This is a genomic window from Mesorhizobium sp. (genome assembly GCF_024509055.1).
In the GTDB taxonomy this organism is placed as follows: domain Bacteria; phylum Pseudomonadota; class Alphaproteobacteria; order Rhizobiales; family Rhizobiaceae; genus Mesorhizobium.
Window position 1 is genome coordinate 1 of the sequence record NZ_JANINM010000454.1, and the last position, 14,621, is coordinate 14,621.

Genomic DNA, 14,621 nt, shown 5'->3' on the forward strand with positions numbered 1-14,621 from the left:
CGCTGGATGGCGCCTTCGATCTCCTTGCCGGCGACCATCATCAGGTCGGCCATCTCGTCGACGATGATGACGATGTAGGGCATCGGCGCGAGGTCGATCGCCTGCTCCTCGAACAGCGGTTCGCCGGTGCCCTTCTCGAAGCCGGTCTGCACCTGCATGACGACGATCTCGCCTTTGTCGCGGGCAGCCGCAGCGCGCTGATTGTAGCCGTCTATGTTGCGCACGCCGAGGCGGGCCATCTTGCGATAGCGGTCCTCCATCTCGCGCACCGCCCATTTCAGCGCGGTGACCGCCTTCTTCGGGTCGGTGACGACGGGCGTCAAAAGATGCGGGATGCCGTCATAGATCGACAGCTCCAGCATCTTGGGGTCGACCATGATGAGGCGGCACTCTTCCGGCTTCAGGCGGTAGAGCAACGACAGGATCATGGTGTTGATGGCGACCGACTTGCCCGAGCCGGTGGTGCCGGCCACGAGCAGATGCGGCATCTTGGCGAGCTCGGCGATGACGGGCTCGCCGCCGATGGTCTTGCCGAGGCACAGCGCCAGGCTGGCGCCGGTGTTCTGGAAGCCGTCCGATCCGATCAGCTCGCGGAAATAGACCGTCTCACGCGTCTCGTTGGGCAGCTCGATGCCGATGACGTTGCGGCCGGGAACCACCGCCACGCGCGCCGAGACAGCCGACATGGAGCGGGCGATGTCGTCGGCCAGGCCGATGACACGCGACGACTTCACGCCTGGCGCAGGCTCGAACTCATAGAGCGTGACGACCGGGCCGGGGCGGACGTGGATGATCTCGCCCCTGACGCCGAAGTCCTCCAGCACGCTTTCGAGCAGGTCGGCGTTCTGCTCCAGCCGCTCCTGCGACATGTAGAAGCCCTGGCCTTCGGGCGGGTGTTGCAGAAGGTCTTCGGACGGCAACTCGTAGGCGTCGCCCGCCGTGGCAGCGCCGGTCTCCGCCAGCGGCGGCGGCAGCGCGCGGGAGGCATGCCTGGCGCCCCCGGCTCTCGCCTTAGGCGGAGCCGACACGACGTCGGCAGGCTTCGCCGGGCCAGCTGCCACGCGTCGTGGCGCGACCTGGGCAGCTGCCTTGGTGTCCGAAGCCTCGGCGGCCACTGGCGCCTCCGTCGGCGCGGGAACGATCGAAGCGTTGAAGTGCCACTCGATGGTGCGATAGAGCGACGTGATCGCGCCTGGGAACTCCAGTTCCGCCGGTCGCGCGGTGACCGGCGGTGCCGATGCCGGAACGACGGCGGTGGAACGGCCCGGCTCGTCCCGCCGCGCCCGCGACAGGCGCTCGGCCATGATCGGCACGGCGAACTCGAAAAAGGCATGGTCGGACAGATAGGACCAGCGCGCGCCGAGCGGACGCGGCTTGTCGGCAGGCGGGGCCACGGCCGGCGTGGCGATCGCCGCCGGGCTGGGTCGAGTGGCGGCAGCCGTCACCTGGCGATTCGCCTGCGGGCGATTCGGGGACAAGGGCGGGGTGGCGGGAGCGGCGGCCGTGCTGGCAACCGGTTGCACCGGCACGGCCTTGAGCGTGGCCGTTGGCGCGGACACCGGCGACGTGGATTTTTCAGCGGCAACGGGGCCGGTAGCCCCGGCAGCGGCGGCGGCGCGCTTGACGTTGTTGTCGTCATCGTCCTGGGAAGGATGCCGTTTCGTCATATCCGAATCCGGCGTGCGGGTGAAACGCACGTTGGGCGCCAGGAAGAAGTAGTCCTGCCAGGTAGGGCGCTCGAAAGCATCGCCGTTGGCCGGCTTCGGGGAGCTGGCGCGATAGGCCTCAGGAACAGATGCGCGCAGGCTCACCACTTGCCCGGTAGCCTGCGGCGTGGCCAGCTGGCGCTCGCTTTCGGACTGCCCGGACCCGCCCTCCTCGTAAGCCGCCATGCCTGAAAGATTTGCCCGAGGAAACCGCGTGGATGCCATGCTCAAGACTCGCCGATTGACTGTCCTTCGAGACATAGGAACCGATGGTTAACAGGGTCCTTCCAAGGAGCGCGGTAATGACGCCGACGACGTGAGATCGCCATGGCGGGATCGCCGACCATCTCCCCTTGCGCGAGCCAGACGGCTCGGGACGACCGTGCAATCGCTCGCACCGCCTCGACTTCAGATATGGCGCCTACGCTAGGCCAGAATGCCGCAATCCGGAGTACCGCGCCTCCTGCCGATTCGCGACCGAGACGATCCAGGCCCGCAGCTCCGAGCCATGTGGTTTCTGCAGCGCCGAGCGATCCCAGGCGAGGAAGTACGGATCGGGCAGGCGAAGCGGAAGGTTGAACGGCACCACCAGCCGGCCGGAGGCAATGTCGTCGCCCGCCATGGACAATTGCGCCAGCACGAAGCCGCGACCGTTGATGGCGGCGTCAATGGCCGCGCTCGACAACGAGAACGCGACTTCGCCAGACATCTTGCGGTATTTCGCGCCGATGCTTGTCGCCCACTCGCTCCAGGTCGGCGGCGAGCGATGCTCGCGTGCCCATTCGATTGCCAGCAGCGGCCGTTCGAGGATGTCGACCGGCTTGCGCAAGGGCAGCCGCTCCAGAAGCGCCGGCGAGCAGGCCGGCACCACCCAGTCGGTGAACAGCTCGACATAGTGATCGTAGTCACGGTTCTTCGCACCGTAGGATATGCGGAAATCGAGTTGCTCCTCGCCGAAACGCGCCTCGGCTTCGGAGCCAATCAGCCGCACGGTGGCGCCCACATGGTGCGCCTGCCAGTCGAAAAGCTGGGGCGCCAGCCATTTGCTGGCGAGCGAGGGCAAGCACGAGACAGTCAGCGCGCTCTCGGTGCGCGCCCGCTCGAGCAGTTCTCCGGCCTGCCGGATGCTATCGAAGCCCGCCGACACCGCCGTATGGTAGAGACGGCCCCATGAGGTCAGCGTGAGCACCCTGCCGCGGCGCTCCAGAAGCTGAACGCCAAGGACCTCTTCCGCCTTTCGGATCTGCTGGCTGACAGCGCCGGGCGAAACGCCGAGTTCGTCGGCTGCCCCTGTGACGCTGCCGAGACGCCCGAAGGCTTCGAACGCCTGTATCGCGCGCAAGGGTGGAGGGTTCTTCACGACATTGCATCCGGATGCTTGTTTTAGTTTTTCTAAAATAGAAGCCAGCTGCAAGCACTTTTTGCGCTGCCGCAGCGATTTTAGAACTTCCCGAAAGACAGGCGTCTCAGGGAGGAAGCGGCCATGTTTCTCAGGAATTGCTGGTACGTCGCCGCGTGGAATCACGAGGTCGGCCATAACGAGCTGAAACCCATGAAGGTCCTTGGCGAAGACGTCGTGCTGTACCGCAGGACGGATGGCGTCGTCGCCGCGCTGGAGGATGCCTGCCCGCACCGCAAGTTGCCGCTGTCGATGGGGCGCATCAAGGGCAATGATGTCGAATGCGGCTACCATGGCCTAACGTTCGACTGCACCGGCACCTGCACCCGCGTCCCCGGCGCGGAGAAGATTCCGCATGTGGCGCAGGTGCGCAGCTATCCGATCGCCGAGCGCTACGGCCTGCTCTGGGTCTGGATGGGCGATGCCGCCAAGGCCGATCCGGCCAAGATCTTTCAGGTCGAGCACTGGGGCGATCCCACGTGGGGCGTCAATCGCGGCGAGTCCATGCTGCTCGAATGCAATTATCTCTACATGACGGACAACCTGCTCGACCCCTCGCACGTCGCCTGGGTTCATCAGTCTTCCTTCGGCAATGCCGCCGCCGAGGAAGCCCCGCTCGAGACGACAGTCGGCGAGGACGGCGTGACCGTCTGGCGCTGGATGGTCAACGTCGAGCCCGCGCCATTCTACGCGCCCTATCTCAAATTCTCAGGCAAATGCGACCGCAAGCAGCACTACGAGGTACGCTATCCAAGCCACGCCATCATCAAGGCGATCTTCGTGCCGGCCAATACAGGCGGCGAAGGCAAAGCCCTCCACGAGGATGTCTTCCTCATGGACAGCTACAACTTCATGACCCCCGTCGATGAGAACCACACCAGGTACTACTGGTTCCAGATGCGCAATTTCGCGCCCGACGACGAGGAGATCTCGCGCCAGTTCGCCAAGTCCGTGCGCGGAGCCTTCGACGAGGACCGTGTGGTGCTCAACGCCGTGCACAAGGGCATGGCCAACATGCGCACCCCCAATCTCGACCTCAAGATCGACGTCGGGCCGCTGCGCTTCCGCCGCAACCTGGCCCGGCTGATCGCTGCCGAGGAACAGCAGCTGGCGGCCGCGGAATGAACGCCTACGCCGCCCCCGTCAGTGCACGCCGGAGCGGATTTCGCGAGCTCAAGGTGGCGGGCAAGGTGCGTGAAAGCGCAACCATAAGCTCGTTCCATCTGGAGCCGGTCGAAGCGGAAGGCTGGAGGCCTTTTGAGCCAGGCCAATTCCTCGTCTTTCGCATGCCTGCCAGGGGCGGCGGCTTCGTTCTCAGGAACTACAGCGTGTCGTGCTCGCCGGAGTCACGGGGCCGCTATCGCATCACCGTCAAGCGCGAGGCCGCGCCTAGCGCCGATGTGCCGGACGGCGTCGGCTCTTGTTATCTCCATGATCACGTCGAGGTCGGAGACATCCTGCTGGCAGAAGGACCGCGCGGCGACTTCGTGCTCGATGGCGAGAGCAAGCGGCACGTGGTGCTATTGAGCGGCGGCGTTGGGCTGACGCCGCTGGTCGCGATGCTGCACGCCTTGGCCGCGACCGAGCGGAAGGTGCTTTTCATCCACGCCTGCGACAATGGCGACGTGCATGCCCTTCGTGACGAGGTCGAGATGCTGGTTGCCTCACGACCGGGCATGACCACGCATTTCTGCTACCGTCTCCCGACCGTGGGGGATCGGGCCGCCGGCCGCCATCATAGCGAGGGCGTGGTGACGCGCGAGCTGCTGCAGCGGCTCCTTCCACTCGACGACTATGACTTTTATCTTTGCGGCCCTCCGCCTTTCATGCAGGCCGTGCACCGCGCGCTGCGCGGGCTCGGTGTGCCCAAGCAGCGCATCGCCTACGAGTTCTTCGGCCCGGCGACCGTGCTGGAAGCGCCGGCCGAACCGGTTCGCGTGACGCCGCCGCCGCCAGCGTTGGTGGCAGCGGCCGGGGCCATGACGGTGGAATTCCGCAAATCGGGCCATACGGCTGCCTGGGACCCGACTGCCGAGTCGCTGCTCGCCTTTGCCGAGGCTCAGGGTCTTTCCCCCGATTTCAGCTGCCGCGCCGGTATATGCGGCACCTGCAAGTCGCGCCTGGTTTCTGGCGAGGTCGCCTATTTCGAGGAGCCGCTGGATGAGCCGCCTCCCGGCGAAGCCCTGTTGTGCTGCTCCAAGCCAAGAGGATCGGTCGTCCTGGACCTTTGACTGGGCGGAAGCCCGCAAAAGTACGCACTCCCCAGAGAACGGAAGCATCGGCGTGGACAATTCAGTCAAAAGCGGTTCGCAAAACGGCCTGGCATTCAACCCCAATGTCGCGGCCCTGCCGCCCTACAATGCTGGCATGAACGTCGCGGTCGCCCGTGCGATCTCGGGCCGCACCGACGTTGCGCGCCTTGCCAGCAATGAAAATCCCGACGGATGCTCGCCGGCCGTCCTCGCAGCTTTGGCCTCGCCGGCGCTGGAGCCGTGGCGTTACGCCGATCCCGCCTGCGCAACGCTGCGCGCCGCTTTGGGACGCAAGCTCGCGGTCGAACCGGACACCATCGTCGCTGGCAACGGTTCGGAGGAGCTGATCGCCGCAGTGTCCCGAGCCATGCTTGTGCCCGGAGCCGGCGTGGTCACCGTGGTTCCGAGCTTCGGCCTGCACGAGATCGAGCCGCTCGCACAGGGGGCGGTCGTCACGAAAGTTGCCATGACCGACGATCTCGGCTTCGACCTCGCCGCGCTTGAGGAGGCTATCGCCGCCGGCCCCCGTGTCGTCTTCCTGTCCTCGCCGTGGAATCCGGTCGGCCCGGCGCTCGGGCGGCGGTCGTTGGAGCGATTGATCGCGGCGGTTAAGCCCGGCACGCTGTTGGTGCTCGACGAAGCCTATTTCGAATTCGCCGACGGTTCGTGTCCCGACGGACTGGAAGTGCTGCGGGCGAGCGACATTCCCTTCGTCGTGCTGCGAACCTTTTCCAAGGCCTATGGGCTGGCGGGGTTGCGCGTCGGCTACGCCGTCTGTTCCGACGCCGAGCTGGCACGCGTGGTGTCGGCCGCCAAGACACCTTTCAACGTCAATGCCGCGGCGCAGGCGGCGGCCATCGCGGCCCTTAGCGACGAGGCGTGGGTGCATGCATCGGTCGCTCGCCTGCGCGGCGAGCGCTCGCGCATCGCCGCGCTGCTCCAAGGACTTGGTTTCCAGGTCGCGTCCTCCCAGACGAATTTCCTGTTCTTCGATTGCGGCGGCGACAGCGCGACCATTGCCAGCGCGTTGCTTCAGGAAGGCATCATCGTCAAGGCGTGGCGCGAAAGAGGCTACGAGGCCTATTTACGCGTCACCATTGGCAAGCCCGCCGACAATGACCGCCTCGTCGGCGCGCTCGCCAGGGTCGTGCGTCAATGAACGGCTTGCATTTCAGCCAAGTCGGATTGCACGGCGCGCACATGGCTGTCCCGCATATGCTTCTCGGCGAGATACGTGCGGTCGTCGGCGCGCGGAACTTGCGCATGGGCGCTGCCGCCGATGTCGATCCCGGCAGCAACCCTGACAATCTCGGCGCCGGTCTCATCGTCGCACCTGCCACGACCGAAGAGGTCGCGGCAGTCATGCGCTTGTGCGACCGGCACGGCGTGCCGGTCGTCGCCCAGGGCGGACGTACGGGGCTGGTCGGCGGCGGTGTCTCAAAGCCCGGCGAGATCGTGCTTTCGCTCGACCGGATGAACCGCATCGAACGGCTGGACGCGGTCGAGCGCACGGCCGTCGTCCAGGCTGGCGTGGTCCTGGAAACGCTGCAGCAGGCGGCGGCCGAGCACCGGCTCGAACCCGGCATCGACCTTGCCGCGCGCGGCAGCGCCACCATCGGCGGCATGATCTCGACCAATGCCGGTGGCGTCATGGCCTTCAGCAACGGCGTCATGCGCCACAGGGTGCTTGGCCTCGAGGCCGTGCTGGCGGACGGCAGCGTCTACCGCGACATGACCCGGGTTGTGAAAAATGCCGCCGGCTACGATCTCAAGCATCTTTTCATCGGCGCCGAAGGCACGCTCGGCGTCGTAACGCGAGCGGTTCTCAAGCTCGATCCCATCCCTCGGGCCACGGCAACTGCGTTGTTCGGCCTGCCATCGGTTGCGGCCGCGCTCGATCTCATCCGCCTGGCGCTCGACAGCGAAACGGGCCAGCTCCGCGCGGCCGAGGCGCTCTGGCGGCCTTTCATCGAGCTCACCGCTTCGGCGCATGGCTGGTCGGAACCCGACTTCGAACTCGACCGGCCAGTCTGCCTTTTGCTGGCGCTCGGAGGCGGACGCGAGGACGCGCTGCGCACCGAATTCGAAAAGCTCTTCGGCGACATCCTGGAGCGCCATCCTGACACGACCGGCATCGTCGCCGGCTCAAAGCGGCAGGAAGAAGCGCTGTGGCGACTGCGCGAGGACACGGACGTCGTCTACTGGGCACATCCGGCGGCGCCGTCCTACGACGTGTCGGTGCCGCTCTCGCAGATCGATGGATATGTCCGGGCAATTCTCTCCCGGCTCACCGATATCGACCCTGAATTGAAACCCTACGTCTTCGGACATCTCGCCGACGGAAACCTGCATATCGTGCTCAACCGTCAAGGCCCGCTGCCGGAGCCACTCGCATCGGCCGTGGAGGCTGTCCTCTATGCCGATCTTGCCGCCCTTGGCGGCTCCTTCTCGGCCGAACACGGCGTGGGTTCCAAGCGCATCCACTCGCTGGCCGCCACGGCCGACCGAACCAAGTTGAAGCTGATGAGGCGGGTCAAGGACGCGCTCGACGGCCATTCGCTGATGAACCCGGGAAAGGTGTTGCCCCATGCGTGATGTAGCCGCGGCGCGCTCCTATTCGGTCGGCTTCGCCGAACTTCGCCAGCGCTTCCGCAACGCCGCCCAGCGCGCCGGCGCCGAGCTGACGGAGTATGTCCATCCCCTGCACGGACCCGGGGGCGAAGTGCTGGCCACCGACGTCGCACTGATCGGCCGGCGCGGCGCAGCAAAGCTTATGGTTCTGATCTCCGGCACGCACGGCGTCGAGGGTCAGTTCGGATCTGCCTGCCAGACGGCCTGGCTTGAGGAGAACACGCCGTGGAGGTTGCCGGACGATACCGCAATCCTCGCCATCCATCTCATCAACCCCTGGGGCACGGCGTGGTCGCGCCGTGTCAACGAGGACAATGTCGACCTCAACCGCAATTTCATCGATTGGCAGGCCGACGCGCCGAAGAACGACAAGTATGCCGATCTTCACACGGCGCTCGTCTGCCATGAATGGGAAGGCCCCGATCGCGTCCAGGCCGACGAAGCGCTGGAAGCGGCGAGGACGCGGCTCGGCGGCCATGCCGGCATCGCGCCCATCATCGAGGCGGGCCAGTATCAGTTTCCGGACGGCCTGTTCTACGGCGGTGCCGGACCGGTCTGGTCGAACCGCACGCTCAACGACATTCTGATCGCATTCGCCGCGCGGGCGCGGCATGTCGTGGTCTTCGACATGCATACGGGCGCCGGCCCTTACGGCTATCCGGCCCTGCTGTCGGTCGCCGAAGGCGAGCATGACGGGCTTGCATGGGGCAAGGCCATCTTCGGTCCGGCGCTGTCGGTGGTGTTGACAGGCAGGGATGCCAGGACCGACACCGGCATCGCCGCCACGGCGACCGGCTATGTTTCGGCGGCCGTGCGCAAGGCCATGCCCGATGCGCGGGTGCTGCCGCTGGTTGTCGAGTGCGGCACGCTCGACGGCGCCAAGGTGATGGATGCAGTACAGGCCGACAACTGGCTGCACCTCTACGGCAAGGTGGATTCCCCGCTCGGACAGCGCATCAAGGCTACCTTGCGCGCCGCCTTCATCCCCGAGGATGCCGATTGGCAGTGGAACTCGCTGGCAACGAGCCTACGCTATTTCGACCGCGCCTTCGCCGATCTCAAGGCGGTGGACGCCGCCATCGACGACAAGCCGCGAACGGCCGCGCCAGTCGCCGTGACCAGTATCGCCCAGCCACATCCCGCGGCCGTCGCCGCGCGGTCCAAGCCGGCCGTCGAGATACTCGACCTCCACAAGAGCTTTGGTCAGGTCGAAGTTCTGAGCGGCGTCAGCCTTTCGGCAAGCGCCGGCGAGGTGGTGTCGATGATCGGCTCATCCGGTTCCGGCAAGAGCACCTTCCTTCGCTGCATCAACATGCTCGAGCGGCCCAATGGCGGCCGCATCATCGTCGACGGCGAAGAGATCAGGATGAAGAAGTCTTCGGACGGACGCTCTCATCCGGCCGACATGCGGCAGGTCGAGCGTATCCGCGCCCGCGTCGGCATGGTGTTCCAGAGCTTCAACCTGTGGCCGCACCTGACGGTGCTCGAAAACATCATCGAGGCGCCCATCCACGTCTTGAAGGAGCGCCGTGACGAGGCCGTCGAACACGCCCATGCGCTGCTGATGAAGGTCGGGCTGTCCGACAAACACGCCCGGTATCCCGGCCAGCTGTCCGGAGGCCAGCAGCAGCGCGCGGCGATCGCCCGCACGCTCGCCATGCGGCCCAAGGTGATCCTGTTCGACGAGCCGACCTCGGCGCTCGATCCCGAACTGGTCGGCGAGGTGCTGCGCGTCATCCGCCAGCTCGCCGAGGAAGGCAACACCATGATCCTCGTGACGCACGAGATGCAGTTCGCGCGCGAGGTGTCGCACAAGATCCTCTTTCTCCATCGCGGCAAGGTGGAGGAGGAGGGAGCGCCGGCGGAGCTGTTCGCCAATCCGCGCTCGGAACGCCTGCGCCAGTTCCTGGCTCGGACGCTCTGACCGGGGCGCGATCAAGGAGCAACAGGGCGCAAGCCCGATGCACGCCCACAAACCTTCAACAATGGGGAACTCAATGAAACTGAAAATCCTGTCACTGCTCGCTTTCCTGGCCGCCGGTATGAACAGTTCTTTCGCCGCGGGTGAACTCTCGATCGGCACCGAAGGCGCCTATCCGCCCTGGAGCATGGCCGATGCCTCCGGCAACGTTACCGGCTTCGATGCCGATGTCGGCGCGTTGCTATGCGCCAAGCTCGACAAGAAGTGCCACTTCGTCGTGCAGGCCTTCGACGGCCTGATCCCGGCGCTGAAGGCCAAGCGCTTCGACGTCATCATCTCTGGCATGTCGATCACGGCCGAACGCAAGAAGGAGATCAACTTCAGCGTCGGCTACGCCGAGCTCGCCAACATGTTCGTGGCGCCGAAGGGCTCTGATCTCGCCGGCATCAAGGACATCGACACTCTGCTCAAGTCGCTCGACGGCAAGAAGGTCGGCGTCCAGGCCGGCACCACCCATGCGCATTTCCTCGAAAAGCGCGCGCCCAATGCCGACCTCAAGACCTACGACACGCTCGACCAGATGCAGATCGATCTGGCGGCGGGCCGTATCGACACCGCCTTCGCGGACGCTTCCGCGCTGCAGGACTTCCTCGACAAGCCGGATGGCAAGAACTTCCAGCTCGTCGACGTGAAGATCCAGAGCACCTTCGATCCGTCGCTGGGCGAGGGCATCGGCGTCGGCATCGCGCAGGACAACACCGCGCTGAAAGCCGACATCGACAAGGCGCTGTGCGAGCTGATTGCCGACGGCTCGGTCGCCAAGGCCAGCGAGAAATGGTTCAAGTCCGACATTTCTCGTCCCTGCAAGTGAGTAACCGGAGGCGACCGTCCGCCAAGACGGTCGCCTCGATCAGGTCCCGAGGCGGCCTTGCCGCCGGCCCGGACCAAATCGACATCGGAAAGCTTGGGTCCCAATGGAACTTGGTCTTTGGCAAGTGTGGGAAGGCGGCTGGGTCAGCGCCATCATGCGCGGCGCGGCAATCACCATTGCCGTGGCCATCGTCGCCATGCTGGGCGGCTTCGTCGTCGGCGTGATCTGCGGGCTGATCAAATGGGGTCGCGTGCGTCCGCTGACTTATGTCGTCGACGGCTACACGGCGCTGGTTCGCGGCGTGCCCGAACTGCTCATCATCTACCTGCTGTTCTTCGGTTCGGTCGAGTTCGTGACGCGGGTGGCGACGGCCTTCGGCTATGCCGGCCTGGCCGACAGCGGCTATGCTTTCATCATTGCCGTCATCGCCATCGGCTCGATCTCGGGCGCCTATTCCACCGAGGTGGTGCGCGGCGCTCTCGCCGCCATCCCGCAAGGGCAAATCGAGGCGGCCCGGGCGCTGGGCATTCCCGGTCTGCGCATCTTTCGCCGCATTATCCTGCCGCAGATGCTGCGCATCGCCATTCCCGGCATGAACAATGTCTGGCAGGTCACCATCAAGGACACAGCCCTCGTCTCCGTGGTGGGCCTTCAGGAGTTGATGCGAACGGCCTTCATCGGCTCCAACACAACCCGCCACCCCTTCATCTTCTACCTCATCGCGGCGGTGGTCTATCTCGCGATCACGCTGATCAGCCAGGCCGCCGTCGACCAGGCCGAACGCATGCTCAGCCTTCGCGCAAGGAAGTAATCCGAATGGACCTCGAACTCATCCAGCAGGCGGTTCCGGTGCTTTTGAAAGGGCTGAAGGTCACCGCCATCCTCACCTTCCTGTCAGTGCTGACCGGCTTCAACCTCGGCCTTGGGCTGGCCATCATGCGCCTGTCGTCGAACAGGCTGGTTTCCGGCTTTGCCAAGGGCTACAGCACGGTCTTTCGCGGCACGCCGCTGCTGGTGCAGATCTTCCTGTTCTATTATGGCCTCGGTCAGCTGTCTTTCGTCAAAGACAACGCGGCATTGTGGTGGGTGGTCAGCGACGGCGCGCGCTGCGCGGTGCTGGCGCTGGCGCTCAACACGGCCGCCTACACATCGGAGATCCTGCGCGGCGGCTTGATGTCGGTGCCGGCGGGTCTCGTCGAGGCAGCGCAGGCCTGCGGCATGTCGCGCGCCTTGCGCTTCCGCCGCATCGAGTTTCCGCTCGCTATCCGCCAGGCATTGCCGGCCTATGGCAATGAACTGGTTCTGACGCTGAAGGGCACCAGCCTTGCTTCCACGATCACGGTCCTGGAAGTCACCGGCTACGCCAAGCGACTGATGAGCCAGACCTTCGCGGTGTTCGAGATATTCGCCATCGCCGGCGCGTTCTACCTGGCGATCAATCTCCTGCTGATCACCTCGGTGCGCCTGCTGGAGCGCCGCCTCAACCGTCACCAGTCGCGGTGAAAATTTCCGCTGTCGGACAGGGCGGGGTTGCCATCCCTTGGCGAGCAACGAGACATAGGCCCGCAAATCGGTTCGGGCATAGGCGCCAACCAGTCGGTCACCGGTCAGCTCGATGAATTGAGCCTCACGCAGGTCGTTCGCGTTCGTAGTGTCGCCGCCTGACTCTGTCCGCCCAGCGGCGATGACTGTGGCGTCTGCGCAGACGCATCGGGAAGGGGGCGACCCCTTGGCGGAGAGGGAGGGATTCGAACCCCCGATACCCTTGCGAGTATGCCGCATTTCGAGTGCGGTGCATTCGACCACTCTGCCACCTCTCCGCGAGGTCATGGTCGGCCGTTGCCGGCGCGGCGCACTAGATAACGGCTGACCGCCGCAGTTACAAGGCCTTATTCGCGCGATTTGCCGCTTCGTTGAAAGTCGCCGGAATCGACGCTGTCCAGCCTTATGCGTCAAGTCCGGCCGGCACTTGCCTTGACTTGCGCGCAACCTTCGGTTAGGGACAGCCCGCAATCGGCGTGGAGGGTGCTCCGCGCCGCTTGTTTTTTGAACCCGCAGACTGACAAAAAGACGGCCGAACCGCCCCTAGCGGTTCATCAAGGCCGACCGAACAGCGAAAGGCAAAAAAATGTTCGCAGTCATCAAAACGGGCGGCAAGCAGTATCGCGTCGCCGCCAACGATCTCCTGAAGATCGAGAAACTCGAAGCCAAGGTCGGCGAAATCGTCGAGATCGGCAATGTGCTCGCGCATGGCGAGGGCGAGAATGTCACCTTCGGCGCGCCGTTCGTCGATGGCGCAATGGTCACGGCGGAAGTCGTCGAGCAGGGCAAGAACCGCACCGTCATCGCTTTCAAGAAGCGCCGCCGCCAGAACTCGCGCCGCAAGATCGGCCACCGTCAGCTTCTGACCACCGTTCGGATCTCCGAGATCCTGCTGGGTGGCGCCAAGCCGGCGAAGAAGGCCGCCGCGAAGCCGGAAGCCAAGGCTGAAGTCGCCGCCGAGGCGAAGGCCGAAGCCGCGCCGAAGGCGAAGAAGGAAGTCAAGGCAGAGGCCGCCGGCGAAGAGAAGGCCGCGCCGCTGTTCAAGGCGCCGAAGGGCGAGCCGGATGACCTCACCGTGATCAAGGGCATCGGCCCGGTCGCGGCGAAGGACCTGGCCGAGCAGGGCATCGTCACCTTCGCGCAGCTCGCCAAGCTCAGCGACAAGGATGTCGCCAAGATCGACGAGCACATGCCGTTCAGCGCCGACCAGATCAAGGACTGGCGCGAGCAGGCCAAGGGATTGGCGAAGAAGGATTGAGACGGACCGGCGACGATCGTCGCCGGTGCGCACTTGAAACGGAACGCGAACGCGTTCATAAGACCATTCAAGCGCCGCAGGGCGCATCGGAGTTAGTTAGATGGCACACAAGAAAGCTGGCGGTTCGTCGCGCAATGGTCGCGACTCCCATTCCAAGCGGCTCGGCGTGAAGAAGTTCGGTGGCGAAGCCGTGATTGCCGGCAACATCATCATTCGTCAGCGCGGCACGCAATGGCATCCGGGCACCAATGTTGGCATGGGCACGGACCACACCCTTTTTGCGCTCGAAGCCGGCGCAGTCACCTTCAACAAAAAAGCCAACGGTCGAACCTACGTGTCGGTAAACCCGATTACCAAAGCAGCGGAGTAGCCGGTTCCGCACCATAACACCGGCGCCCATCTCGGGAACCGGTGTCTGGCCAGGCCAGGAAAAGGATCAGGAGAGATGGGCTCGCCCTCTCTCCTTTTTCATTTTTCTATGCCCTGGAGGACTAAAATGGTTGCCGAAGCGGAAGCGATAGAAGACGAAAGTTACGCGATCGATTGCCCGGTGCTCGCCACCGAGCGGCTGGTCATGCGCGCCCCGCGCGACGTCGATGTCGAGCAACTCGTCGCTTTGGCCGACAACCGTCACGTGGCCGAGATGCTGGCCCGCATGCCGCATCCCTATGGCGAAGCCGAGGCGCGCACTTTCCTTGCCATGGCTTCATCCCGGCGCGCCGGCATCGTCTATGCGCTGACGGTCAAGGACAGCGGCGCGTTCGTCGGCTGCGCCGGGCTCAACACCACCGATCGCGGGCTGGAACTCGGCTACTGGATCGGCGAGCCCTTCTGGAAGCGCGGTTACGCGACGGAGGCCGCTCACGCGCTGGTCGACCTCGCCTTCCAGAAGACCTCGATCCAGGTGCTGCACGCCTCGACCCGGGTCATCAACCCGGCCTCGCGCCGCGTCATCCACAAATGCGGCTTCCAGTATGCCGGCCAGGGCATGCTGAACTCGATCGTCGCCGGCCAGGTGCCGGTCGAGCGCTACCGCCTGGA

13 protein-coding genes and 1 tRNA gene are annotated in these 14,621 nt (G+C 65.1%); 11 read left to right on the forward strand and 3 right to left on the reverse strand.

Features of this window, described 5'->3' with window-relative positions:
• Together Q0L57_RS26055 and Q0L57_RS26060 are read right to left on the reverse strand one after the other, a co-directional pair.
• Positions 1–1,892 (reverse strand): DNA translocase FtsK (locus tag Q0L57_RS26055; RefSeq protein ID WP_296745947.1); only part of this gene is annotated, 1,892 nt, incomplete at its 3' end.
• 235 nt (positions 1,893–2,127) lie between these two features.
• Complete coding sequence (locus tag Q0L57_RS26060; RefSeq protein WP_296745959.1) at positions 2,128–3,048, reverse strand: LysR substrate-binding domain-containing protein; 921 nt, start codon at positions 3,046–3,048, stop codon at positions 2,128–2,130.
• A 141-nt stretch (positions 3,049–3,189) separates the two neighbouring features.
• Between Q0L57_RS26060 and Q0L57_RS26065 the strand changes: the two genes are divergently transcribed.
• The 8 genes from Q0L57_RS26065 (at position 3,190) to Q0L57_RS26100 (ending at position 12,283) form a co-directional block, all read left to right on the forward strand.
• Positions 3,190–4,230 (forward strand): aromatic ring-hydroxylating dioxygenase subunit alpha, encoded by a 1,041-nt coding sequence (locus Q0L57_RS26065; protein WP_366940950.1) that lies wholly within the window; start codon positions 3,190–3,192, stop codon positions 4,228–4,230.
• Complete coding sequence (locus Q0L57_RS26070) at positions 4,227–5,336, forward strand: 2Fe-2S iron-sulfur cluster-binding protein (RefSeq protein ID WP_296745949.1); 1,110 nt, start codon at positions 4,227–4,229, stop codon at positions 5,334–5,336. Before Q0L57_RS26065 ends, Q0L57_RS26070 begins: the two co-directional genes overlap by 4 nt.
• Before the next feature lie 52 nt (positions 5,337–5,388).
• Positions 5,389–6,516 (forward strand): histidinol-phosphate transaminase, encoded by a 1,128-nt coding sequence (gene hisC / locus Q0L57_RS26075; RefSeq protein WP_296745950.1) that lies wholly within the window; start codon positions 5,389–5,391, stop codon positions 6,514–6,516.
• A 41-nt stretch (positions 6,517–6,557) separates the two neighbouring features.
• Complete coding sequence (locus tag Q0L57_RS26080; RefSeq protein ID WP_296745951.1) at positions 6,558–7,952, forward strand: FAD-binding oxidoreductase; 1,395 nt, start codon at positions 6,558–6,560, stop codon at positions 7,950–7,952.
• Positions 7,945–9,912, forward strand: coding sequence for a DUF2817 domain-containing protein (locus Q0L57_RS26085; RefSeq protein WP_296745952.1), 1,968 nt, complete (start codon positions 7,945–7,947; stop codon positions 9,910–9,912). The genes Q0L57_RS26080 and Q0L57_RS26085 overlap by 8 nt, the downstream gene beginning before the upstream one ends.
• A 73-nt stretch (positions 9,913–9,985) precedes the next feature.
• Positions 9,986–10,780, forward strand: a complete 795-nt coding sequence (locus Q0L57_RS26090) for a transporter substrate-binding domain-containing protein (protein WP_296745953.1) — start codon at positions 9,986–9,988, stop codon at positions 10,778–10,780.
• A 103-nt stretch (positions 10,781–10,883) separates the two neighbouring features.
• Positions 10,884–11,591 carry an ABC transporter permease subunit gene (locus Q0L57_RS26095; RefSeq protein WP_296745954.1) on the forward strand — a complete coding sequence of 236 codons (708 nt, stop codon included), beginning with the start codon at positions 10,884–10,886 and terminating at the stop codon, positions 11,589–11,591.
• A gap of 5 nt (positions 11,592–11,596) precedes the next feature.
• Positions 11,597–12,283, forward strand: a complete 687-nt coding sequence (locus Q0L57_RS26100; protein ID WP_296745955.1) for an ABC transporter permease — start codon at positions 11,597–11,599, stop codon at positions 12,281–12,283.
• Positions 12,284–12,510: 227 nt separating this feature from the next.
• On the opposite strand, the gene Q0L57_RS26105 is transcribed toward Q0L57_RS26100, so the two are convergent.
• A tRNA-Ser gene (locus Q0L57_RS26105) sits at positions 12,511–12,600 on the reverse strand.
• A gap of 308 nt (positions 12,601–12,908) precedes the next feature.
• Here Q0L57_RS26105 and Q0L57_RS26110 point away from each other — a divergent pair.
• The 3 genes from Q0L57_RS26110 to Q0L57_RS26120 form a co-directional block, all read left to right on the forward strand.
• A complete protein-coding gene (locus Q0L57_RS26110; protein WP_296745956.1) occupies positions 12,909–13,580 on the forward strand; it encodes a 50S ribosomal protein L21 in 672 nt (223 codons plus the stop codon).
• Positions 13,581–13,680: 100 nt separating this feature from the next.
• A complete protein-coding gene (rpmA, locus tag Q0L57_RS26115; RefSeq protein ID WP_095767205.1) occupies positions 13,681–13,950 on the forward strand; it encodes a 50S ribosomal protein L27 in 270 nt (89 codons plus the stop codon).
• 126 nt (positions 13,951–14,076) lie between these two features.
• The coding region (locus Q0L57_RS26120; RefSeq protein ID WP_296745958.1) for a GNAT family N-acetyltransferase at positions 14,077–14,621 on the forward strand (545 nt) is incomplete at its 3' end.

Excerpts from the sequence above, each read along its gene's own strand:
- Q0L57_RS26065 (WP_366940950.1), top strand. The coding sequence starts at position 3,190 with ATGTTTCTCAGGAATTGCTGGTACGTCGCCGCGTGGAATCACGAGGTC.
- Q0L57_RS26070 (WP_296745949.1), top strand. The coding sequence starts at position 4,227 with ATGAACGCCTACGCCGCCCCCGTCAGTGCACGCCGGAGCGGATTTCGC.
- Q0L57_RS26080 (WP_296745951.1), top strand. The coding sequence starts at position 6,558 with ATGGCTGTCCCGCATATGCTTCTCGGCGAGATACGTGCGGTCGTCGGC.
- Q0L57_RS26085 (WP_296745952.1), top strand. The coding sequence starts at position 7,945 with ATGCGTGATGTAGCCGCGGCGCGCTCCTATTCGGTCGGCTTCGCCGAA.
- Q0L57_RS26090 (WP_296745953.1), top strand. The coding sequence starts at position 9,986 with ATGAAACTGAAAATCCTGTCACTGCTCGCTTTCCTGGCCGCCGGTATG.
- Q0L57_RS26095 (WP_296745954.1), top strand. The coding sequence starts at position 10,884 with ATGGAACTTGGTCTTTGGCAAGTGTGGGAAGGCGGCTGGGTCAGCGCC.
- Q0L57_RS26100 (WP_296745955.1), top strand. The coding sequence starts at position 11,597 with ATGGACCTCGAACTCATCCAGCAGGCGGTTCCGGTGCTTTTGAAAGGG.
- Q0L57_RS26110 (WP_296745956.1), top strand. The coding sequence starts at position 12,909 with ATGTTCGCAGTCATCAAAACGGGCGGCAAGCAGTATCGCGTCGCCGCC.
- rpmA (WP_095767205.1), top strand. The coding sequence starts at position 13,681 with ATGGCACACAAGAAAGCTGGCGGTTCGTCGCGCAATGGTCGCGACTCC.